The sequence below is a fragment of the Confluentibacter sediminis genome, assembly GCF_003258355.1.
GTDB lineage: Bacteria > Bacteroidota > Bacteroidia > Flavobacteriales > Flavobacteriaceae > Confluentibacter > Confluentibacter sediminis.
In genome coordinates, this window is the sequence record NZ_QKPO01000004.1 from 205,873 (window position 1) to 229,629 (window position 23,757).

Consider the following 23,757-nt stretch of genomic DNA (forward strand, 5'->3'; position numbering starts at 1 on the left):
AGAACTGAATAAGATGATGAAAAAAGTAAAAATAAACTTTATAGAAGCTGCAATGAAATACCGTCAGGTTACCATTGTACTTACCATATTGTTAATGATTTTAGGGATATATTCTTTAGCTACTATGGCTCGAAGTGAAGACCCGTTAATTACCGTTCGTAAAGGTCTGGTAATAGCAGCATTTCCTGGTGCAGATGAGTTACAGGTTGAACAACAATTAACTAATCAGATAGAGCAGTTTTTGTTTGGTTTTGAGGAGGTTAGAAAGGAAAAAACAATCTCAGAAACCAAAGAAGGACAAGTTGTTATTACGGTAGAATTAAATGAAAATGTAAAAGATACTGATGGTTTTTGGGCGACTTTACAACATGGTTTAAATACTACATTTAGGCAAAATTACACGTTGCCACAAGGTATGATAGGTCCTATTGTTAATAGTGACTTTGGTGATGTGGTTGCACAAATGATAACCGTTTCCGCACCTGGACGTAGTTATGCAGAAATTGAATCCTACTTAGATGAGTTGGAAGATGGTTTAAAAACAATTAACGAAACCTCGAAAATAAAACGTTACGGTGGTCAAAAACAACAAATTTATGTAACGGTTCAAGATGAAAAAATGAAACAGTACGGTTTCGATTTTTCAACGATAGCCCAAGTTATACAAGGGCAAAATAATACGGGGTATTCTGGAGGTATTACTTTAGAAAATGCCGAAGTATCCGTTTTTGCAAAAAATCAATATAAGAATGAAGCTGATTTAAGCAATCAAATTATATATAGTAGTCCAGATGGTAAAGTGGTTCGCTTAAAAGATGTGGCCTCCATAGAACGCCGTTACGAAGAAGTTTCAAGCTATATAAAAGTAGATGATCAAAAAGTAATGATGCTGACCGTAGAGATGCAACCAGGTAATAACATTGTTCAATTTGGAGAGAAAATATCGGAAAAAATCAATGAAGTAAAAAAGCAACTACCCCAAGATGTTCAAGTTGCTACCATTGTAGATCAGCCTACCGTGGTAAAAGGGAGTATTAGCCACTTTATGTTAGAATTTGTTATAGCCATTGTGGCCGTAATTATTGTAGTCATTCTGTTATTACCATTTAGGGTAGCGATAGTTTCTGCGGTGGCATGCCCTATAGCTATTGTTATAACATTCGGAGCTTTAAATATTATTGGTATAGAAATTCATCAGGTAACCTTAGCCGCTTTAATTATAGTATTGGGTATGGTGGTGGATAATGCCATTGTAGTTGTAGATAATTATATAGAAAAATTGGATGAAGGAGAAGACCGATGGACAGCTGCTTGGCAAAGTGCTACCCAATTAATGGTGCCAATTTTTACCGCAACAATGGCCATTATTTTTGCTTTTTTACCATTGGCTTTTTTCTTAAATGGGTTAGCTAAAGAATTTATACAAGCCTTACCCGTAGCTGTAGCAGTTGCCTTATTTGCATCATTATTAGTCGCCTTATTGCTAACGCCCTATATGTGTTATGTCTTTATAAAAAAAGGATTAAAGCACAAGCTAAGTGATGGAAATAAAAAAAGCATGTTGGACAGGTTACAACATGTATTTAACAATGCTCTGGATTATAGTTTTAAATGGCCAAAGACAACCTTATTTGCTGGTTTTTTATCGGTTGTTTTGGCAATTTTAGTAGCCATGGGTTTAGAGCAAGAATTATTCCCAACTACCGAAAGAAATCAGTTCAATATAGAAGTTTGGTTACCTAATGGAGGAAATTTAAAACAAACTGAAGAGGTAGTAACACGTGTTGAGAATGAAATAAAAAAAGATGAAAGGGTTTTAGGAGTTGCAAGTTTTGTGGGGACTAGTTCCCCAAGATTTCATTCTACGTATGCGCCAGAATTTCCGCGAAAAAACTTCGCCCAAATATTTATAACTACAAGCGGGAAAGAAGCTACACAAGAATTGGTAGACGAATACATTAAAAAATTCGAAGGCTTTGTTCCAGATGGTTATGTACGCATAAGACAACTGTCAATGAAAGATACCCCTGCACCTGTTGAAGTAAGAATTGTAGGTGAGGATTTAAATAAGCAAAGACAAGTAGCGGAGCAAGTAAAAACAATTTTAGAAAATGCACCCGGTACAAATTGGGTAAGAACATCCTATCAAGATGATTATTATGGCGTAAAAGTAAACCTAAACGACGATAAGGCAAATCGTTTGGGAGTAACAAATGCTATGGTTTCGCAAACCTTGGGGGCGGGCTTAAAAGGATACCCTGTATCTACATTATATGAAGGAGATAAATCTATTGATATCCTTTTGCGTTTTGATGTTGAAAATCGCGAGAATTTTAACGATTTGGCCGCTTTAAACATACCTACAGTATTTGGAACAAAAGTGACTTTAAAAGAGGTGGCAGACATTACCCCTGAGTGGCATACAGGAGCCATAACACATAGAAATGGCTTAAGAACATTAACGGTTCGCGCAGAAGCTCAATTGGGTATAAAAGCAGCTACTATACAAAATGATATTATGCCTCAAATAAAGGCGTTGGATTTGCCAGAGGGAATTTCAATCAACTATGGAGGTGAGTATGAAAGCACCAATGAAACGGCACCCCATATGATGGCTTCTTTGGGCATAAGTTTAATCCTTATCTTTTTGGTACTCTTATTTCAATTTAAAGATTTTACCAAAGTATTAATTGTGTTGGCAACGTTTCCGTTGAGTTTATTAGGAGCGTTCTTAGGGCTATTATTTACGGGTAACCCATTTGGTTTTACCGCCTTTATGGGAATTATCAGCCTCATAGGAATCGTAGTGAGAAACGGAATTATTTTGGTGGATTATGCAGATGAGTTGGTATTAGAGCATGGTTATACAGTAAAAGCAGCAGCTAAAGCATCCGGCAAAAGACGAATGCGTCCCATCTTTTTAACATCTGCCGCTGCCGCCATTGGTGTGGTACCTATGATTATAGGCAAATCACCACTATGGGCACCTTTGGGAAGTGTACTAGCCGTTGGTTTAATAGTTTCTATGGTGTTAACCTTATTTATAGTGCCTATACTTTATTACAAATTTGTTAATCCAGAACCAGATGAAGCACATCCTCATCCTAATGCAGAAGTATTTGAACCCATTTTATATAAGCCCAAAAAAAGAAATAGAACACTTCGCAAATTAGAAGTGATGAAGCATAAACTAAAAAAACGAATCAAGAAATAAAAAGAAAGACTATAGAGCTACTGTTTAAAAAGATTAATAGCAATTCATCCCCTTTTTGAATAAGGCAGTAGTTTCTATAGTTCTTTTGTGAAAAATTTAAAAATAAATTATGAGTACATATAAATATACGCTATCGGTATTTTTTTTGCTGGTTTGTACCACTTTTCAGCAAGCCATTGCCCAAGATAGGTTATTGAGTATAGAAGAAGCAAAATCAATGGCCTTGTCCAATAATAAAAAAATTAAAAAAGCAGATAAAACGATTGAAGCTAGCAAGGCTAAAAAGGCATCTGTTTATGCATCAAAAAAACCTTTTGTGGAGGCAAGTGCTATGGGAGTTCATGTAGGAGACCCATTAAATACATTACTACCAGAATTTTTCGCCAATGCATCTTTAGGCGTAACTCAAGTAATTTATGCAGGTGGTAAAATAAACACCGCTAAAAAAATGAGTGCTACAGCAGTCGATTTGTATACTTCACAAAAAGAATTAACAGATAGTGAAGTGCTTTTGGATGTTGAAACAACGTATTGGCAACTCATAAATGTAAAAAGTAAAGTTGAGCTGGCTCATAAATATAAAGCACTATTAACAGAACTACTAAAAGATTTAACCAATTCATACAATGCTGGCATCATATATAAAAATGATGTTTTACGCGTGCAAGTACAATTAAATCAAGCAGAACTGGATTTAACAAAGGCAAACGATGGACTTAAACTGCTAAAGCTTAAGATGTCACAATTAACAGGTATGTCTAATATCGATTTTTTAGTAAAAGACAGTATTAGTAATGATGTTGTTTTATTGGAAGAAGTGTCACCATCAACGGCCATTGATAATAGACCAGAAATAAAAATGCTTAAAAGCGCTATTGAAATAGAAGAATTACAATCTAAAGTTTTAGAAGCTGACAGAAAGCCTACTATTGGACTTAATGCCAGTGGAGTCTATGCCAACGGTAAACAAATTAATTTCACAGATAGAAGTAATGATTTAACCTCTTATTACGGTTTGTTAAACGTTAATATACCCATATTTGATTGGGGAAGCAGAAAGCAAAAAGTGAAAGAACAAGCATTTAAAATTGAAGCACAAAAATTAGAATTGGACGAGACAGAAGAATTGTTGGCACTTCAGATTGAAAAAGCCTATTTGGAGCTTCAACAGTCCATACAAAAAGTTGAGATTACAACAGAATCATTGCAACAAGCCGAGGAAAATTTAAGATTAAATCAAGATAGATTTGATGTAGGAACCGTAACCGGAAAAGATGTTTTAGAAGCTCAGGTACTTTGGCAGAAAGCGTATTCAGACGTTATTGATGCTAAGGCAAATCATAGAATAAGTAAAGCCAATTATAAAAAAGTAATTGGAGATTTTAAATAAATACAGATAAACCTTAAAAACAAATAAAATAGAGGAAATGCAAAAAAACAATTAGTTTGAAATTAGCTGAAATGTTAATGCAGAATCTTTTAGGGGAAGTAATTTTAAATACCTCATCAATCATTTTTGCGATTGCTAATTTAATATATAGAGCATTTTTTTGCTTTCCTTGTTCATAACGGTAATGTTTTTAAGATAAGGTGTCAAAATATTGATTTGTAAATACTTATAAAGTTTGGTGTGGTTTCTGTTACCCCTACAAAATTGTATATCAATCTATGTGAAAAGCCTGTTAATCATATGGTTAATAGGCTTTTCATTTTTGTCAATATCATTAGAAAATAAAAAAACTTTTAAAAAGGACAACAAATCGTATAACAAACACCATTCACAAAAAGTATTGGCTTATTCCAAATTTTTTTGAACACTCATATTGAAAATGATCGGGGTTATTTTTAATATCCTTGTATAATACTTCCGTATATATCTTGATGATAGCTTATTACACTATTTGGTTTTGCCATCTGAAGAGTGTTCGTATTGGAACTCTAAATCCATTACTTATTTCTTAATAAGTAAGTACCTCTTTTTATTGGTCTCAAAATTAGTAAAAACTATGCACTTTAGTACATTTCGCTTTAGCTTCTAAAAAATCTACCTTTGTTTTATGTCAGAGCAAATAATAAATGGATATACATTTTCTCGCCTAACCGAACATATAGATTGGAGTACTAAATACCGTTACCCTGTATCTCTATGTATTCAAAAAGAATATAGAAAACCTTTGATACAAAATACTGATGCAGAGGCTTTGGTTGTTGGAGTACGGGAAATATAACGGATAAAATGGTTAATAATTATCTCGAACATCCTTACAAGTCCAGTCACGATAGCGATAATTTTATTCTGGAGTAATTACGTAATGCAGACTTTAGTCAGATAAAAAAAACTATGGCACTTTGGTACATAATGATTTATTTGAATACCTGTTGAGCGTCATTCGTTATTTCTAGGGACATGAAATTTACCATCTTCTATATGAACGCTTCCTGCTAGGAGGTTTTTTCCAGAACTGGTATCATAGCGCAATAGATCTCCCGAAAAGGTGCCCTTTATACCAGACTCTGTAATTTCGTCAAATTTCACATAGCAATTTTCCCATAATTGAAGTGCAGGTGAGTTTAGAGATGCCGTGAAAATCTCTCCATTTTTATCGTAATATCCCATAACAAAGTAAAAAGGAGTCTCGGTATCTGGCGATTCTGAATTAGAATAGGTGGTGGATATTGTAAATTCGGAACTATCATTCAAATAAATAACGAATTGGTTTTCATTAGGTTTAAAAATATCGCTACTACCCGTTATCTGGATGGCATACAATTGGTTATGTTCATCAGATACATAAGAGCCTGTTAAATTAACTTGGGCGTCTGGTTTCAAATTGTAACTTATAGGCGTTCCATCTATGGTAAACTTAAAATAGTAATCCGTTAGTTGATTATCATTATGGTCATCGTTGTTTGATGTACATGCTACTATAATAGTCAAGTAAGAAAGGAGAGTGAAAAGTACAAGTCCTTGTTTCATAACAGATTATTTTATGTCTTTTTTAGTTATAAAATAGCCAACAGCCCCACCCACAATAGCAAACACCACCACACTTAAAAATACATTGAAAATAATATCCCCACCATTGCCAACAAACTTGTTATAGCGTTCTAGAGTTTGAGGAAAGTTTCTCAAGTAGCCAAACACACCACTATTACCCCCATAATTTTTTATAATATTTGATTGAAAATAATAACTTAAAGGAATGCCCAATAAGGCACCCATCAGGCCAAACGTTACCATTTTGTGATTGTTTTGATTCAACATTAAGTATAGGCCAGCATATACAATAATCCCTAAGGGTATAAATAAAAGTGTAAGAACCAGAAGAATGATCCTAATGGCCAAAGGGTTGGTATTTAGTTTTTGAGAAAGCTTGCTACAAGCACCGAAAAGAGATTTTTCTTGTCGCGTAAAAAAGTCTACTATACGTTGGGTATCCATCTTGTTTTTGGTTTTTATCCCTCGAAAATAAATGCATTGTAGTTTTTATAAAATTTATATTTATTTATTGATAAACCATACTGATTTAGTGTGGAGTATAATTTATTTTCTGAATAAACAATATCTTTGAAGAAGTTAAAGGGATTACGGTAATAAGTATGATTAGAGCGTTACAGTGTTACTTTTTGTTGATGTGTGCCAATTGCTATACGCAAACACACGATTCTTTATACCATAAATTAATCAAACTTCCCCCTAACGATACGGTAACTATTAATGCCAGAAATGACTATATAAAGCAGGCTTTATTTTCAAACCCTGCCGATACAACCTTATTTCAATTTACAGAGGAAACATTAAAATTAGCCAATAAACTATCTTATAAAAAAGGAATTTTATTAGCTTATGAACGAATGGGCTTATTACAACAATATAGTTTTTCCAATCCTTTCAAAGCTTTAGAATTCTATCATAAAGCCCTTGGCATTATTGAAAATAACAGGTCACTAAATGTTTTTAAAGGAGGTGTATTGGGTAATATTGCCATAATTTATTATGAGCAGGAAGAATATCAAAAAGCCCTTACCATTTTTAATGATATTTTACACACAAGTAAAACCACAGAACTTCGTTCCCTTGCGAATATCGCTAATATCTATGGCTCCTTACAAAAGCAAGATTCCGCTATTTATTATTACAAAAAAGCATTGAACCATCCGCAATTGGAAGGTAATGTCATGTATGAAGCCAATTTATGGAGCAATATGTCTTTGATGTACCAACAAAGCAATAACTTAAAAGAAGCTAAAAGGGCTATCGAAAAAAGTTTACAGTTAATAGATGCCCATAAAATTGAATTTGTTCGTCCAACAGCTTACACCAATGCGGCGATGGTTTATCTGGCCAATAAAGAATATGACCAAGCAAAAAAATATGCCTTGGAAGCATTACAGTTTAGTCAGGACTTAGGAAATTTATTTATGCAAAAATCTGCTTGGGGAACACTTGCCGATGTGTATGAAGCTGAAAAAGATTATCTAAAATCACTCGATGCCTATAAAAAATATGCCGTATTTAAAGATAGCCTGAACAATCAAAACCGTCGTGTGGAAATTAACAGACAACAAATGCAATTTGACTTCGAGAAAAAAGAAGCATTAGGGAAAATGGAATTAAACCGGCAATCTACCATAAAAAGAGCAACAGTTATAGGGGCTAGTGGATTTGTTTTGATATCATTTATCGGGTTTATTATGTACAAGCGTAGGCGAGATGCAGTTGGTAAACAAAAAGAAGCCGAATTTAATGCATTAGTTTCCGAAACCGAATTGAAAGCATTACGAGCTCAAATGAATCCACATTTTATTTTCAATTCACTAAACTCCATAGGAGATTACATCTTGAAACATGATAAAGATAAAGCGCAGGAGTATTTAATACAGTTTGCTCAGCTGATGCGTATGGTTCTTGAAAATTCAGAACAAGAACAAGTGTTACTTAGTGAAGAGCTAAAATTTATGGAACTTTATCTTCAAGTAGAATCAAAACGCTTACCAAATCGGTTTACCTATTCCATTATTTTAATGGATAATTTAGATTCAGAAAACATTCTTGTTCCACCGCTTTTGTTACAGCCTTTTATAGAAAATAGTATTTGGCACGGTTTTAATACCGAAAACACAAAAGGCCATATTTTAATAACAATAAAAAAAGAAAAGGACATGTTGCTGTGCAGTGTCGATGATAATGGAACAGGCAGGAATTTAAATTCGACTAGAAAAGACCAAAATAAATCATTCGGAATAGCCATTACAGAAAACCGATTAAAAATATTGAACCAAAGAAAATTAAAGAAAGGCAAACTATGTATTATCGAGAAGCCAAATCATTCGGGAACCTATATAGAAATAAGCCTTCCATTGGAATTTTGTTTTTAAAATTGAAATAATGACCATAGCCATAATAGATGATGAACAGCACTGCATCGACCGTATAGTAAAACTATTAGAACCATATAAAGATAAAATGAAGGTGGTAACCTATAGTTCGGTAGAAACCGCTATAGTAGGAATCAATACAGTAAAACCAGAGATTGTTTTTTTGGATGTCCAAATACACAACAAAACGGCATTTGACATACTTAAGGCTGTAGATTTTAATAATTTCAGCTTAGTATTTACAACTGCTTATGAGCGGTATGCCATTGAAGCTTTTAAATTTTCCGCATTAGATTATTTACTAAAACCCATTACCGAAGAAGATTTTGAAAATACCATACAAAGAATTTTCAAAAAGGCAGAACAAACACATCTGACTGAACAAGTAAATATGCTGTTGGCAAATTTTTCTAATGATAGTACATCCAAAAAAATAAGCATTCCTACACATGATGGCTATTTATTTTTAAGTATTTCAGATATCATCCGTTGTCAATCAAATGTCAACTACACACATATATTCGCTGTAGACCAAAAAAAGTATACCGTGTCAAAAACATTAAAATATTTTGAAGAACTTCTAACAAATTATGGCTTTTTTAGAATACACAATTCACATCTCATTAATATGAGTTATATAAAAGCCTACTCCAAAAATGGCTATGTAACATTGTCAGATAATTGTAAGTTAGAAGTTTCCGTTCGAAGAAAGGACGCTTTTTTAAAAGCTTGCCATTGGATTTTAAAATAGACGCTATGGTGGTCGTTATATAGATTTATAAATCCCTAAAGCAGATCCCATAAACATTGCTTTTTGTGGGTTTAACATTTTTGTTTTGCGCGGAGATCTTATTTTTATGCACCCATGGGCTTTTGCTACAGTTACCCTTGATGTACAACCTTTTTGTATATTTGTCATTAGGTTTTTAATTTCTGAAATACAAGAAATATGGCATTCTATAATAAATTGAAATGGATCCTTGGAATTCTAATGGTTTTTGTTTTAATCATCGCTACAAATTTAATTGATAAGGCCAATTTTGTTCGCGTTCGCGATTCAGTCGTTACCATTTACGAAGACAGGTTGATAGCCAATGATTTAATTTTTGAAATGCTAAAGGCCATTCAACAGAAGGAATTAGCCGTGTCATTGTCCGACTCCACGTTTTTTAAAATTCAAAACGTAAAGGTCAACGATCATTTACAATCCTTGGTATCCAGATTTGAGAAAACAAAATTAACGCCAGAAGAAACGAAGGTATTTAATGATTTTAAAAGGAATGTGCAGTCCTTATTAGATTCCGAAAAGCAATTAGTACATTCCAATTATAGCAATAACAACCAAGTTGATGCCCACCTTGAAAGCTTAAAAACCAACCTCGATGATCTATCCAAAATTCAGCTTAATGAAGGCAGTAGGCAAATGTCCATTAGTAAACAAGCACTAGAGACCGTTGAATTATTTACACAAATAGAGATTTATATACTGGTATTCTTGGCCATAGTGATTCAAATCATCGTCATGTATAACCCAAAAGAAAAGCCCTGAATTTAATATTTGTGAGAGCGGCTGACGGCACTCGTTTTAAACCAGCCATAGCAGGGGCTGCCCGCAGTTTTTATTTCTTTTCAGACCTTTTTTTCTCAACTTGTAAAATGTTGTTTTGAATATCCTTCATTATCCATTTTCCCCACAAACCTGCATAAAAATTAAAAGTTGTGTTCATTTTAAAATGGCTGTATAAATGCAAACGATTTTTTCCATTCGATAATTTTTCAAGTTCATAAGTTCCATTCAAAACGTCAAAATAATCCCCTCCTATAACTACGTGTTCATCTAATGTTGTTGATGGAATGTCGTGAGGATAAGCTTTTATTGTAAAAACCATTTTTTCATTGTCTTTATATTCCGTTACGGTTTCGTGAAATACAAGACCTTTTGTAAAAATAGCTTCTCGATATGCGCCAACACCTTCAAAATTCAACTCTGCTTTTACAGGTCGCGGAAAACCAAGTATTCTTGTCAAATATCCTTTGTCTTGTTCCATTGTAATTTCCTTTACACGAGTTACGTTATCCCATATTTTTTCAGAGGGAGCATCAATATCGATATAAGTATATGCTTTATACGTTCCAGGAATTATTTTTATCATACGTTCTATTGGTGCCAATAAAAATGGTATAAGAACCAATATGGAGATATTTAGGCGGTCATTTTTTCTTTGCGTTTTTAAGTAGCCACCGAGTATGCCGCCTATGGACGCTGTTAATAGGAAAATTGGAAGAATCATTATCCAACAAGCCCATCCTTCGATTGCAAGAGCTAAAGTGAGCACTAAAAATAAAAAAATAGGAATCCAAGGGGTAAAAATTCTATACACAATACTTTTAGCCTTCTCATAACTTGATAAATAAACGGTTAAAGCACCAACTACTGTGGGAAGAATGAACAAAAAAGTTGTAGACATCACAGAAAAAAAGTCATCCCAGGTTTCCAATTTCATTCCAAAAATTATTCTAACGAAAATGGCATACATGACTGGAATTCCAATCACAATAAGGAAGTTTTTAATTTTTCTGTTCATTTCTCAAATGGGTGGCTACGGTTATATATTAGTCGCTTGGTTAAGCACCTAATTTAGTAAATATAAACATAATAAAATTCCACGAGGATTTTCTTAAGTTAGCTTGGGCTAGCAATTAATTTTAGGACACAATGTTTAAACAGTTTTTATTATTTAATTTCGGTTGCTAATTCTTCTGGCCAAATGATAAATTTCCCATAAGAACCTTCCATTTGTTTTGCACCCATTTCATATCCTTTTTTTGTAGCATACCAGTCATCATCTTTTTTATACATAAATTCATTGTCGACGAACCAAGAGTTAACTTTTCGGCTACTCAATCCCGTTTTTTGAGATAATTCTTTTGTGGTTAATAATTTTGAATTTGAATAATTTTGGACTTTACTTTTTCCGCTAGAATTATTAGTCTTATTTTCTTCAACTATAGTTTTTTGTGGAGCTTGTATATATGAAAAATCTTCGCTATTGTGCATTATTGATTCAATGTCACTTGAAGCATCTTCATATACCTCTTTATCTTCATCATTTGCTGTGTCAATTAAAATTCCCATTTCACGATTGTGTTGCTGAGAAAATTCATAAAGGTTCATTGATGCAATAATCATTTTATTTTCATTCAAGTAGCATTTTGCGTGAAGATTTTTAGAGAAATATAATCTTACATATTTCAGTTTCTCTAAATAACTCATTTCGGTTGGAGCAAGTTCCTGTTTTCCGAAAATGATTCTGACATCAACCTTTTCTCTTTCTTTGTCGTTTAATAATTCTTTCATATTATCAGAAAGTTTCAGGTAAGGACTTATAATGTAAAGTTCTTTTCTTGCATCTCTTATTAAGTTTTCCAATTCTGCCGTAATGCTAGAAGTTCTTAAATATTTAGCCATGAATTTTATTATAATTTATTTTTTATTTTGGTTTCTTTTGTTTTCTCAAATTGGTTACAACAATTAGATACAGACATTGTCTTTATCCACGTATATACACACCCAAAAATACCTAAAACACTTACAAAAAACACATTTTATGACATTATTTTATTAAACAATCAAAAGCACTAATGCTTTGAATGCTATAAAAACATAAAACAGCGTTGTGTTTATATCTGTGTATAGTAATAACAGGATGTATTCATTAACCTGTATAGCTACGTCAGGACGGGTCACTACCAACCTCCGCTATGGCCTATAACCTTAAAAAGTACCTGAAATTTATAGAAAAACATAGTAAAAGTGGGGCGGTAAGTCTGCACTTCGTTTTTTACCGTATTAAGGCGTTTATAAACGTCATTTTAAACCCATATCATCATCTTTCAATGTACAAGATAATAACCTATTAAAACCAAAAAACGCCCTTAAATTGGGCGTTTTTGTATCATGTTTTTTTGAAATTATAGGGTTGTGCAACGGTTACCAATGTTAGCTGCTGCCATTTATTTAATTCTCGAATAAATTCCACGAGTCATTTTAATATTGAGTATTTTGTTAAACTCTGAAGGATTAAATCCAATTCTTTTATATTCCGCCTGAACCATTTTTTTTGCATTATCTAAACTTTCCTGATTTTGCCAAACAGCAATAGTTGTTAGATATATTGTGGTTGAATTGTTTTTTTTTGCAATCACATTATCCTCTATAAACCCTTCTATATTTTTGATAAAGGCTCTGTTATAGTCCAATTTTTCTTTAAAAGCAACAAATGATTTTTTGGGAATTTCAAATTCGTCAATAAAATAAATCTCTTCTTCTAAATTGGATTTTATATTGTTAAAATCTTTTGGAACAAGACCTAATTGTTGTAGAAAAGATAATTTATTTGGGTGCGCCTTATTATCAATGATTTTTCCATTTTTAAGCTCATAGATACTGATTCCTTCAACAGTGATTTTTTTATTAGTAGGTGTAATATTGTTGTATTTTTTTTGATGCGTTCCGCTCCAATCATATATGGTAACCACCTTGTTTCCATCTCCAAATATTTCTTTAATCGTAAATGTTATATCTGGAAATGCCGTAAATAATAGTTTATTAGTATTGTTGAATTCTTCTATATAATCGTCATCTAAAAACAAATTTACATTATCAATTTGCTTTTGGTTAAGGACTATTTCATACATCTCCTTAACTATTTCCTTGTTTTTTAAAGCTTCCATATATTTGTTCTTTTCGGCACAACTATTGTGAAAAATGGCCACTAAAACCATTATCAGTAATAATTTACTTTTGTGTCCCATCACATTACATTTTTCAAACAAAAGTCGTAATACTTAAATTTAGAATCTTGTAAAAAATCATTGATTTTTTAACAAAAATCATCTAAAGCATTATAGAATTCTGATGGTGTAGCGCCTGTAAATAACTTAAAGGAATGATTGAAATGGGCTTGGTCATAAAAGCCACATTCAAGAGCAAATTCAGTTAGTGATAATTGAGGTTCTTTTTTAATTACATTTTTTAATTGGACTATTGAAGCAAATTTTTTTGGGGATGCGCCTATTGCATTTCTAAACCTCTTTTCAAATGCATCTTGACTTATAAACAAGTTGTCGGCAAGGTCTTTTATTTTAATAATACCATTATGTTTATAAATCTCTGAAATTGATTTTTTAATCAACTTGTCGATTTTACAATAAGAAAGTTTTGACATCAGAAAGTTTTCGGCAACAGAAATTAGTTGCCTGTCATTTACATTTTCATTTAACTTGCTTTCCAGGTTATTTTTTTCTTCTTTTTCCATTAGTATATTTAACGGAATACTTTTTCCGTAAAATTCAAACAGAGCAACACCAAAAAGAGAACTTGCCCCAATTTCTGTAAATTGGATTACTAATGATTTTGATTTTTTTTTATAATTAATGAATCTAGCAGTTTTTCTTAGCCCTGAAAAAAAAGCTGTTGGTAGTTCAATTTCTTTTTCATTCTCGATATATGAAATTTTTCCTTGAAGTTGAAAAGCAATAGTAGATGAATTATTGGGTAAAATCCTGTTTATTGTCTCTAATTCACTTTCAATAATTTTAAAGCACTGGACGTATGGCATTAATTGATTAATTGGAATGAATTCTTTTATGGTCATTTACAATCTATTTTCGTGTTCTTTTTGGTTACAGCTAACGTTTAGTATATGAAAAGTAGGCGATTTCGAAGCACTAAACTTTCGGATAAGTAGAAACTTTGCTTCGAGTAAAAAACCTTGATTTTACTACTATTTCGCCTATTTTTTATATACATTGTTAGCCTTTCGTTATTTTATTTCATTTTCAATAAGCTTTAAAATAGAATCTAAATCCTCCATTAAGGGTTGGTAATGTGCTTTTTCCATTGCGTTAGTCGTTAGAATAAACATCAAGATATTATTTTCGAACTTTCTTGATTTTAATAGATCCAGATTGCTAACAGTTTGCTCCATTTTTTGTAAACCTATTTCTTGGCTTATACCGGTTAGGTCAAATATGGTTCTTAAACTGTTTTCATTTGTTCTAAAAATATCAAGAACTTTTTCTCTTTGAATTCCAAGTTCGCTTTCCTGCTTTGAGACATCTTCTATAGTCGAAATCCAATTTGTTAATTTTATTCTTAAGGTCGTATTTGAAATATCTTTTAAACTCCCAGAGCTTATCATTTCGCTTAAAAGTGAGTTGTTAGGATTAAAAGAAATATCAGAGGAAAATGTATTGAGCAATAATTCAGAAAATTGTTTTTCGGATGGTGATTCATTTTTATTAGAAATATCTTCTAATAACTTTTTTGCTCCGTAGAAATTACTCTTGTTTATTTTAATCAATTCACTTAATTTAAATTTGCTTGTTTGAAATTCTGCTTTTAAACCATTCAAATAAGTTTGCTCTTTTTTCTGAATAACTCTATTTTGATTACTGTTATTGATGGCAAGTGCAATTAAAATTCCAATAACAACAAGAATAATCTCTCCGATTGCATAAATCAGATAATTACTGAATTTATTTTCAATCAGCATTTTTTGTCTAATTTTTCTAAAAAATTTTATCATTGGTCAATTGTTGGTCATAATGAAGGCTAACACTTGTATAACCACAATAAATACCCATCCAATTGTAGTTATATCGTTTATGTATGCAATATATTACTTTTTAACAACGTATCCAATGGACTTATAATGGTCTTATTGTTAATGGCAATGGTTTTGGTATAAATAAAGCAGCCCTAAAAAAGAAACTGCCTCAAAAGGCGTTTATAAACGTCATTTTAAACTCATATCATCATCTTTCAATGTACAAGATAAGAACCTATTAAAACCAAAAAACGTCCTTAAATTGGGCGTTTTTGTATCATGTTTTTTTGAAATTATGGGGTTGTGCAACGGTTACCGGTGTTGGCACCAGTTATTTATTTCCAGTTAGCAATTAAATTAGGATTAATTTCTTTTAATTTATTTATTAATTCAGTTCCATTTTCCAATTCCGATTTCCAATTTCCATTCAGTTTACTTTTCGGATATCCTTTTCCAGATTTTAGGTCATAAACAGCATAAATCTCGCTTTCATTTCCCCAAGTCAGATAGACAATACTGTCGTAGGATTTGGCTTTAAAATTTTCCAAATCAGTAATATGGTCGTTAGTTCCAATTAAATGATACTTTTCCAAAATCAGATTTTTATCAGAGTCCAATATTTCATAATACAATGGTGTCACAAAGTCAAATTCGTCTTTTTGGTAAATATTCACAAAAGTATTTTCTATTCCGCTCACTTTCAGTTGTCCGATTTTCCGTTCCTCAAAACAGGACGTAAATAAAATTAAAGTCAGAAGTAGGAATATTTTCGATTTCATTTTTTCTAATTGGTGCCAACACTTGTATAACCACAATAAATACCCATCCTATTGTAGTTATATTGATTATGTATGCAATATATTACTTTTAAACAAGGTATCCTATAGGCTTATAATGGTTTTATTGTTAATGGCAATGATTTTGGGAAGTTGCAAACTTCGCCACAGCAGGAAGTCAACTAAAAAAAGAAACTGCCTCAAAAGGTAGTTATAGAAGTCTGTTTTTTATAATTTATGGGGTTGTGCAACGGTTACCGGTGTTGGCAATAGTTTTTTTTATTTTCCAGTAATACAGTCCGTTTACAATTATCCAAGTCAAAACACAATCCAATATTAGTTTATTGAAATCCCATCCGTGATGTAGTTCATTTGCAACCATAAACTGCTCATAGTAAGTCCAAGGAAATCCGATTTCTAAAATTGTATATCCAATTGTTTGGTTTATCGGAATTAAGATTGATACAAGAACACTAGTGAATGAAATTGAGAAAAAAATCAGGATTGATAATATTAGTCCGATAAATATTTTTTTAATCATCGTATTTAGCTAATTGTCTTGATAACAAGATAGAAAATAATCAAATTTTTCAGTTTGAAATTCATATCCGAGTTTTTCAAAATATTCTTTTAGTTCTCCTTTTACTTCATATTGATAATAAAGTTTTGGGTCTCCGTCTATTAAATTGACCAACTTTTTTACAGCTTCTATATCTAAATCCGGAATGACTATTTCATCCATTAATTTGTCCGAATTCTTATCAAAAACGTCAAACATTCTAATTACTTTCATTCGTTTCTCCAAATTATTGCCAACATAGATATATAGTCACCAGTAACTATATACCTTATATCGACACACCCAAAAATACCTAAAACACTTACAAAAAACACATTTTACGACATTATTTTATTAAACACCTAAAAGCACTAACACCTTACATGTTAAAAAAGCATAAAACGGCTTTATGTGTATGTCTTTGTATAGTAATAACAGGATGTATTCATTAACCTGTATAGCTACGTCAGGACGGGTCAGGTTGTGATGATAGTGGTCTGAACCGTATGTGTTCATCCAGAGATCCAAAGAACTTTTGCCTAATTTATAAATCCGTTTGGCTTCTTTTCTTGGTAAGCCTGCTTCTACTTCTTGGACGATTTTCCTAATTAATCGTTTGTCATAATGAGCTTGTTTACTTGAACGCAATACATAATTTTCTGTTTGTTTTGATGTTTCCATACTCGTGGTTTTGTGTATAGCTATTTTAGGACAAGACATTATTTATTGATTTTTATCGAGCAACATCCAACACAAATCCTAAAAACCGATGTAGAAGATGGCCAGAGTCATAAGCTTTTTTAAAGAATGCTCTGCGTTACTGGCGTTTATATCAAAGAAGCGGTAATGCCTACATAAAACACCAAAGATGCTTGAATAGGACTAGGTTAGCCCTCCAAACGAGCTAAAACAGTGAGGTACCGACTATAGATATTTTACCAGATACACCCCAAAAAACACGGCTAAAAAGCCCATAATAAAACTGGCAATCGTGTAAAGGGCAAAACTGGTAAAATCCCCAGCCTTTAAAAACACATGGTTCTCGTAAGCAAAGGTAGAAAAGGTGGTAAAGCCACCACAAAAACCTGTGGCAAGCAATAGAGTTTGGTTTTGGGTAAGCGCATCATTTTTGGCAGCCAAACCTAAAATAACCCCAATAAATAAACTCCCTAAAATGTTGGCGGTAAAGGTACCATAAGGAATGCCACTTTCAGCACTGTTCAAATATTTACCAATGAGATAGCGCAGAACACTACCCAAACCACCACCTAAAAAAACAAGTAAAAGGTTTTTCATTCGGTAGGAGGTGTTTGTTTAATAGCGATATAAAGTTCCGTTACCCAATCAGCAGGGTTGGGGAGTGTGGCAGAGTCTGTAGTATACACTTCCAGCATAGGGCCGTTGTCTTCAAGCTCAAAACCATGCTCAGGGATGTATTTCATAGCCGTTGCCCAAGCTTCTTTTAAATGACTATAATTCCCCTTCAATGTCGTTTTGATGGCTTTAAAAGGCAGGAGTTGCCCGGTTAAGATATCGCTATCGGTGGTAATAACCCTATCAGTAGTTGGTACACAACAAGAAATAATAGCCGCATTATTTTCCGCATCCCAAGTAATGTAATGTATAAAAGGAGAACCAGCCATAGTAATATTGTTTTTAAGAGCATAGGCCTTCACTTTAGGAAGCATGTCTTGCATTTTGCTTTCCACTTCGTCAATCTTACACGAAGCAGAATTATACAGATAATACCCACCGCCATGATCTGTAATACCATTTACGGTGATGCTATATACTTTCATATCAGCAGTCACGATGCTATCCAGTTTAAACAAACCACGTTCAAAATCAGGACCCATATGCGTTTCAACAGAGCCAGTAAAAGTGGCATACATTTTAGCCATAAAACTTTGTTCGCCCTCAATGCTCCAAGTCACTTTAGTCCCTTCGTCAGTAGGTTCCAAATCCCAATGGATCTCAGATTCCGACTCATAAGGTTTTAGGGTAGACATGTGTTGCGACATAAATTGATTCTCATTGGCGGCCACTGTTTTTATGGAACCTTCACCTAAAACCGCACCATGCCAGTTATAAGTAGCACCCACACCAAAGTGCTTCGTGCCGTAAGTTATTTCAGTATTTGGGTGTCGCTCTATCCAGGGAGAAAATACTTGCCAATTTTCAAAGTCATTTATCTTTTTGAAGATGACGGGGGCAGGAGCCTTCATAACACGACTTCTGCTAAAAGAAAACTCGTTAGGCTGCACCGCTATGTAAATGGCGGTACCAATAATGGCTATTAAAAATATAAAAGCGAAGTATTTAAACGTTTTCATTTTGATGATAGAATGGCAAAAATCAAAGGTACGTATTATAAAATTATTATTGAAAAATTACTACATTTGTTACCATAAAATTAAATATTCTTCATCCAAGATTCCATAATCGAGATTATTCAATAATAAATTCTAATAATAGAGTGACTAACAATAAAATAATTACAAATGAAATTAAAATTAATGGCAACCATGCTGGTTGCAACAAGTCTTTTGGTGGCTTGTGGACAAGATGCCTCTGATAAAAAAAAGGAGCCTATGACCACAAAAACAGAACCTGCCTTTGATTACAAAGCAGATGAGTTTGCTGATATCAAAGTGTTGAGATACCAAATTCCAGGCTGGGAAAAACTCACCCTAAAAGAGCAAAAATTAGTGTATTATCTGGTACAAGCAGGCTTGTCTGGCCGCGATATTATGTGGGACCAAAATTACAGGCATAACCTAACCATTAGAAAGGCTTTGGAATCTGTTTATACCCAATATGCTGGAGATAAAACCACCAAGGATTGGCAGGCCTTTGAAGTGTATTTAAAACGAGTTTGGTTTAGTAACGGTATCCATCACCACTATTCAAACGATAAAATAAAACCAGATTTCACACCTGAATATTTAAAACAACTGTTGGCAGATACCAACACCGTTTTAGAAGGAGAGGCTTTCGACGTTCTTTTTAATGACAAAGATGCCAAAAAGGTAAACCAAGCTAAAGGCGTTGATAATGTGGCCCTATCTGCGGTTAATTTTTATGGTCCCAATGTAACAAATGCCGATGTACAAGGATTTTATAAAACAAAAATAGCACCCGATCCTAAAAAACCATTATCCTATGGATTAAACTCCCAATTAGTAAAGGAAAACGGAGTGTTAAAAGAACGAGTTTATAAATCGGGTGGTCTATACGGTACAGCCATTGATAAGATAATTACATGGTTGGAGTTGGCAAAAGGCGTGGCCGAAAATGACGCTCAAGCAAATGCCCTAGGGTTGTTGATTGATTATTACAAAACAGGCGATTTACAGACTTGGGACAACTACAATGTGGCATGGACAGCCGCTACAGAAGGAAATGTAGATTACATAAACAGTTTTATAGAAGTCTATAACGACCCATTAGGTTACAGAGGCTCCTATGAATCGATCATACAAATCAATGATTTTGATATGTCCCAAAAAATGAAAGTATTATCAGATAATGCCCAATGGTTTGAAGATAATTCTACCCTGATGCCAGAGCATAAAAAAGACAGCGTTGTGGGAGTTACCTATAAAGTAGTAACCGTAGCAGGCGAAGCCGGAGACGCTTCACCAAGCACCCCTATAGGTGTTAATTTACCCAATGCCAATTGGATCCGTGCAGAAGTAGGTAGTAAATCGGTATCCCTAGGGAATATCATTGACGCCTATAATAATGCCGGAAGTACAGGCCGTTTAAAAGAATTTGTAAATGACGATGAAGAATTTCAGCTTTCAGAACAGTACGGACAAGTATCAGATAAATTACATACCGCCTTACATGAAGTTATAGGTCATGCCTCTGGTAAATTAAACCCAGGAGTAGGAGAAACCAAAGAAACCCTTAAAAACTATGCGTCCACTATAGAGGAAGGACGAGCAGATTTGGTGGCTCTGTATTATCTATACAACCCCAAACTTCAAGAATTGGGCTTGGTGGACGATTGGAAAAAAGTTGGAATGGCAGGATATAATGATTATATCCGAAACGGATTGTTAACCCAATTGATTCGCCTGAATTTAGGAGATGATGTAGAAGAAGCACACATGCGTAACAGACAATGGATTTCAGCCTGGGTATTTGAGAAAGGAAAAGCAGATCATGTGATTGAGAAAATCACCCGTGACGGAAAAACCTATTTCAATATCAATGATTATGATAAACTTCGTGAACTATTCGGACAGTTATTAAGAGACGTTCAACGTATAAAATCAGAAGGTGATTATAAAGCAGCAGAAACTTTGGTAGAAACCTATGGTGTGAAAGTAGATCAGGCACTACATAAAGAAATATTGGAACGAAATAAACAATTTAATTCAGCCCCATATTCAGGTTTTGTTAACCCAGTGCTAGTGCCAAAAACGAATGATAAAGGAGAGATTACTGCCATTGACGTTACTTACCCTGAAACGTTTTCAGGTCAAATGTTGGAATACAGTAAACAGTATCACTTCTTGCCAGAAGTTAATTAAACGCTTTTACATAAAAGTTTTAAAGAAACAGAATCTATTTCAAGGTTCTGTTTTTTTATTGACACTAAACGCCAAAAGAATTAAATTAACAACGATAAGAACGCTGATGATGATTAAAAGTTTCATTTTTTGATTGGGTTTATTGTTTTTTATTAGGCTTTAATAATCAATAGATGTACCATTTTACAAAAGGTTGCGTAAAAAAGACTACTTTTTTTGTAAAAGGTTTAATCTGTATGAAGCTATTAGTACAAGATAAATCGTAATTACCCTACAATCAGATTGATAGAGGGATTATTTAAAAAAGAATTTTATAGCAGAAATTAAAGCTATAAACCCAATAAAAGCAAGCAGTACCCAAATACTCCCCGAATAAAATTTCTTATGAAGTTTAAAATCTTTTCTATAAGCGTAAGCAATCACAATAGCAAAAACAATAATGAATAAAATTGCGAAATAGATTTGACCTTTACTGAACATATAGTTATTTTTATGCAAATTTAATGAAAACAAATTGAGATTTCTACCTTTGCAGAAATGAAAAAAGGGAATATATATGAAGGATAAACTAGACGCTGTAAAAGCATTTCATACAGCATTTAAAATAGGACACCTGGAATCTCCAAAAGCAGATTTAGGACAAGATAAAAACACCCTTCGTTTTAATTTAATGAAAGAAGAAAACGAAGAGTATTTAGAGGCCGCAAACAATAACGATTTGGTAGAAGTTGCCGATGCCTTGGGTGATATGCTTTATATTTTATGTGGCACTATTATAGAACATGGCCTGCAGTATAAAATAGAAGAAGTCTTTAATGAAATACAACGCAGTAATATGAGTAAACTAGGTGAAAACGGAGAGCCTATTTATAGAGAAGATGGAAAGGTACTAAAAGGACCAAATTATTTTAAACCGAATATAAATGACATTCTAAAAAAATAAAAAAAGAGAAGCATTTTGCTTCTCTTTTTTTATGGGTTAAACGCCCCTTCCCAAAAGTTAGGGCTACGGAAAAGGCTTATTAGGCCTTAACTCTCCAACCAAATGGATCTTCAGATTTATTGGTTTGTATATCGGTAATATGTTTCTTTAAAAATGCAGCATAAGTATCTTCCAATTCAGGTAAATCATAATCATGGCCTTTGTAACCAAAACCAGAAATAGGAGAAATAACAGCAGCGGTACCAGCACCAAACATTTCTTTTAAGGTACCATTTTTAGCAGCCTCTATAACTTCGTTTACGGTTATTTTTCTAACTTCCACATGAATGCCTTTGGCTTTAGCTAACTCAATAATACTTTTACGTGTAATACCATCTAATATCCTGTCGCTAGTAGGCCCTGTGATAAGCGTGTCGTTTATTCTAATAAAAATATTCATGGCACCAGCTTCTTCGATATACTCGTGGTTGGTGTCATCTGTCCAAATAACTTGTTGGTATCCTTTTTCAACAGCCAATTGTGTTGGATAAAATTGCCCAGCATAATTACCACCAGTTTTAGCATATCCAACACCGCCATTAGCAGAACGGGAATAGGTTTCTTCAATTAAAACTTTAACCTTTCCAGAAAAATAAGAACCAGAAGGGGCACAACAAATAATAAATTTGTACTCGTCTGCTGGAGACGCATGGAACCCTTGACCAGAAGCAAAAATAAAAGGTCTGATATATAAAGAACTGCCTTCTTTTGTTGGAATCCAATCAGCATCTATTCTTAAAAGTGTTTTTAGACCTTCCATAAAATAGTCTTCCGGTAATTCAGGAATAGCCAAACGTTTTGATGAAATATTCAAACGTTTAAAATTTTCTAAAGGACGAAATAAAAAGATGTTATTATCACTGTCTTTATAAGCTTTCATACCTTCAAAAACAGATTGTCCATAATGAAAAATCTTAGCAGATGGATCTAAAACAATAGGCTGGTATGGCACTATTTCAGGAGATTGCCATTGGCCGTTTTTATAATTACAAACCAACATGTGGTCTGAAAATGTTTTTCCAAAATTTAAATTATCAAAATCTACATCATGAATTTTTGTAGCCTTTGTTTTCGTTATTTTTATATCACTTGTTATTGTATTCATAATTTAGTGTCTTAGCTAAGACAAATTTAAGCAAAATCGTTTTGAAAAAATGATTAGATTTACAACAAATCGTTTAAATTTTAATTTTATTAACATGATAAAGCCATTATTATCTTGTATTTGTATTTTTATATTGATCTCTTGCAAGCAAAAAGAACAACATTCTATAAGCAATACCGATAGAACTGAATACGAATCTTTTGGTGATAAAATCTCCGACCAAGACGCTTTAAGCCCTACAGATATGGCCATGCAATATGAAATTATGAGTGTGGGAGACACCATTAATTCTAAAATGAAAGGTAAGGTTAGCAGTGTTTGTCAAGCAAAAGGGTGTTGGATGACTTTAAATTTAGAAAATGGAAATGAGGTCATGGTGAAGTTTAAAGATTATGGCTTTTTTGTTCCAAAAGACATCGTTGGTAAAGACGTTATCATTAACGGTCTAGCCTATATTGAAGAAATGCCTGTAGAAGAACAACAGCATTACGCAGAAGATGCAGGAAAGACAACGGCTGACATTGCCAGTATCGTTGCGCCTAAAAGAACCTTGTCTTTTGAAGCTGATGGTGTATTAATTAAGCCATAAT

At 33.2% G+C, this 23,757-nt stretch carries 22 protein-coding genes and 1 pseudogene; 10 read left to right on the top strand and 13 right to left on the bottom strand.

Going from position 1 to position 23,757, the window contains the following annotated elements:
- The first annotated feature begins 13 nt into the window (after window positions 1–13).
- From DKT72_RS04325 to DKT72_RS18870, 4 genes and pseudogenes are all read left to right on the top strand, one after another.
- Window positions 14–3,214 (top strand): efflux RND transporter permease subunit, encoded by a 3,201-nt coding sequence (locus tag DKT72_RS04325; protein WP_235841608.1) that lies wholly within the window; start codon window positions 14–16, stop codon window positions 3,212–3,214.
- A 109-nt stretch (window positions 3,215–3,323) separates the two neighbouring features.
- Window positions 3,324–4,604 carry a TolC family protein gene (locus DKT72_RS04330; protein WP_111307487.1) on the top strand — a complete coding sequence of 427 codons (1,281 nt, stop codon included), beginning with the start codon at window positions 3,324–3,326 and terminating at the stop codon, window positions 4,602–4,604.
- Between the two features lie 667 nt (window positions 4,605–5,271).
- Window positions 5,272–5,442: a hypothetical protein gene (locus DKT72_RS04335; protein WP_235841609.1), complete on the top strand. Its 171-nt coding sequence runs from the start codon at window positions 5,272–5,274 to the stop codon at window positions 5,440–5,442.
- Window positions 5,412–5,519, top strand: a pseudogene (locus tag DKT72_RS18870) (IS200/IS605 family transposase); the annotation flags it as partial. The gene DKT72_RS04335 and the pseudogene DKT72_RS18870, both read left to right, overlap by 31 nt.
- A gap of 81 nt (window positions 5,520–5,600) precedes the next feature.
- Here DKT72_RS18870 and DKT72_RS04340 read toward each other — a convergent pair.
- The gene (locus tag DKT72_RS04340; protein WP_111307488.1) at window positions 5,601–6,191 is read right to left on the bottom strand and encodes a hypothetical protein; all 591 of its coding nucleotides are present in this window, start codon (window positions 6,189–6,191) and stop codon (window positions 5,601–5,603) included.
- A 6-nt stretch (window positions 6,192–6,197) separates the two neighbouring features.
- A complete protein-coding gene (locus DKT72_RS04345) occupies window positions 6,198–6,656 on the bottom strand; it encodes a PspC domain-containing protein (protein WP_111307489.1) in 459 nt (152 codons plus the stop codon).
- Window positions 6,657–6,814: 158 nt separating this feature from the next.
- On the opposite strand from DKT72_RS04345, the gene DKT72_RS04350 reads away from it, so the two are divergent.
- From DKT72_RS04350 to DKT72_RS04360, 3 genes are all read left to right on the top strand, one after another.
- A complete protein-coding gene (locus tag DKT72_RS04350; RefSeq protein ID WP_111307490.1) occupies window positions 6,815–8,593 on the top strand; it encodes a tetratricopeptide repeat-containing sensor histidine kinase in 1,779 nt (592 codons plus the stop codon).
- 10 nt (window positions 8,594–8,603) lie between these two features.
- Window positions 8,604–9,344 carry a LytR/AlgR family response regulator transcription factor gene (locus DKT72_RS04355; protein WP_111307491.1) on the top strand — a complete coding sequence of 247 codons (741 nt, stop codon included), beginning with the start codon at window positions 8,604–8,606 and terminating at the stop codon, window positions 9,342–9,344.
- A gap of 198 nt (window positions 9,345–9,542) precedes the next feature.
- Window positions 9,543–10,142, top strand: coding sequence for an MCP four helix bundle domain-containing protein (locus DKT72_RS04360; protein WP_111307492.1), 600 nt, complete (start codon window positions 9,543–9,545; stop codon window positions 10,140–10,142).
- Between the two features lie 70 nt (window positions 10,143–10,212).
- Here DKT72_RS04360 and DKT72_RS04365 read toward each other — a convergent pair whose 3' ends face one another.
- From DKT72_RS04365 to DKT72_RS04415, 10 genes are all read right to left on the bottom strand, one after another.
- Entirely contained in the window at window positions 10,213–11,178 is a 966-nt protein-coding gene (locus tag DKT72_RS04365) for an SRPBCC family protein (protein WP_111307493.1), read from the bottom strand.
- Between the two features lie 149 nt (window positions 11,179–11,327).
- Window positions 11,328–12,062: a phospholipase D family protein gene (locus tag DKT72_RS04370; protein WP_111307494.1), complete on the bottom strand. Its 735-nt coding sequence runs from the start codon at window positions 12,060–12,062 to the stop codon at window positions 11,328–11,330.
- A 545-nt stretch (window positions 12,063–12,607) separates the two neighbouring features.
- Window positions 12,608–13,327, bottom strand: a complete 720-nt coding sequence (locus DKT72_RS04375) for an ester cyclase (RefSeq protein WP_162623235.1) — start codon at window positions 13,325–13,327, stop codon at window positions 12,608–12,610.
- Window positions 13,328–13,476: 149 nt separating this feature from the next.
- The gene (locus DKT72_RS04380; protein WP_111307496.1) at window positions 13,477–14,250 is read right to left on the bottom strand and encodes a helix-turn-helix transcriptional regulator; all 774 of its coding nucleotides are present in this window, start codon (window positions 14,248–14,250) and stop codon (window positions 13,477–13,479) included.
- 168 nt (window positions 14,251–14,418) lie between these two features.
- The gene (locus tag DKT72_RS04385) at window positions 14,419–15,183 is read right to left on the bottom strand and encodes a DUF6090 family protein (protein ID WP_111307497.1); all 765 of its coding nucleotides are present in this window, start codon (window positions 15,181–15,183) and stop codon (window positions 14,419–14,421) included.
- A gap of 356 nt (window positions 15,184–15,539) precedes the next feature.
- On the bottom strand, window positions 15,540–15,983 hold the full coding sequence (locus tag DKT72_RS04390) for a hypothetical protein (RefSeq protein ID WP_162623236.1): 444 nt from the start codon (window positions 15,981–15,983) through the stop codon (window positions 15,540–15,542).
- A 547-nt stretch (window positions 15,984–16,530) separates the two neighbouring features.
- Window positions 16,531–16,773, bottom strand: a complete 243-nt coding sequence (locus tag DKT72_RS04400; RefSeq protein ID WP_162623237.1) for a DUF7683 domain-containing protein — start codon at window positions 16,771–16,773, stop codon at window positions 16,531–16,533.
- A 120-nt stretch (window positions 16,774–16,893) separates the two neighbouring features.
- The gene (locus DKT72_RS04405) at window positions 16,894–17,259 is read right to left on the bottom strand and encodes a hypothetical protein (protein ID WP_111307501.1); all 366 of its coding nucleotides are present in this window, start codon (window positions 17,257–17,259) and stop codon (window positions 16,894–16,896) included.
- A gap of 204 nt (window positions 17,260–17,463) precedes the next feature.
- Window positions 17,464–17,835, bottom strand: a complete 372-nt coding sequence (gene crcB / locus DKT72_RS04410; protein ID WP_111307502.1) for a fluoride efflux transporter CrcB — start codon at window positions 17,833–17,835, stop codon at window positions 17,464–17,466.
- Window positions 17,832–18,872: an SRPBCC family protein gene (locus DKT72_RS04415; protein ID WP_111307503.1), complete on the bottom strand. Its 1,041-nt coding sequence runs from the start codon at window positions 18,870–18,872 to the stop codon at window positions 17,832–17,834. The genes crcB and DKT72_RS04415 overlap by 4 nt, the downstream gene beginning before the upstream one ends.
- 168 nt (window positions 18,873–19,040) lie before the next feature.
- Between DKT72_RS04415 and DKT72_RS04420 the strand changes: the two genes are divergently transcribed.
- Window positions 19,041–21,080, top strand: a complete 2,040-nt coding sequence (locus tag DKT72_RS04420) for a dipeptidyl-peptidase 3 family protein (protein ID WP_111307504.1) — start codon at window positions 19,041–19,043, stop codon at window positions 21,078–21,080.
- 556 nt (window positions 21,081–21,636) lie between these two features.
- Window positions 21,637–22,023: a pyrophosphohydrolase domain-containing protein gene (locus DKT72_RS04430; RefSeq protein ID WP_111307506.1), complete on the top strand. Its 387-nt coding sequence runs from the start codon at window positions 21,637–21,639 to the stop codon at window positions 22,021–22,023.
- A 79-nt stretch (window positions 22,024–22,102) separates the two neighbouring features.
- Here the strand turns inward: DKT72_RS04430 and DKT72_RS04435 are convergent, their stop codons facing one another.
- On the bottom strand, window positions 22,103–23,167 hold the full coding sequence (locus tag DKT72_RS04435) for a branched-chain amino acid aminotransferase (protein WP_220628080.1): 1,065 nt from the start codon (window positions 23,165–23,167) through the stop codon (window positions 22,103–22,105).
- Window positions 23,168–23,261: 94 nt separating this feature from the next.
- Here DKT72_RS04435 and DKT72_RS04440 point away from each other — a divergent pair, with 94 nt between their 5' ends.
- Window positions 23,262–23,756, top strand: coding sequence for a DUF4920 domain-containing protein (locus tag DKT72_RS04440; protein WP_111307629.1), 495 nt, complete (start codon window positions 23,262–23,264; stop codon window positions 23,754–23,756).
- Window position 23,757 lies beyond the last annotated feature (1 nt).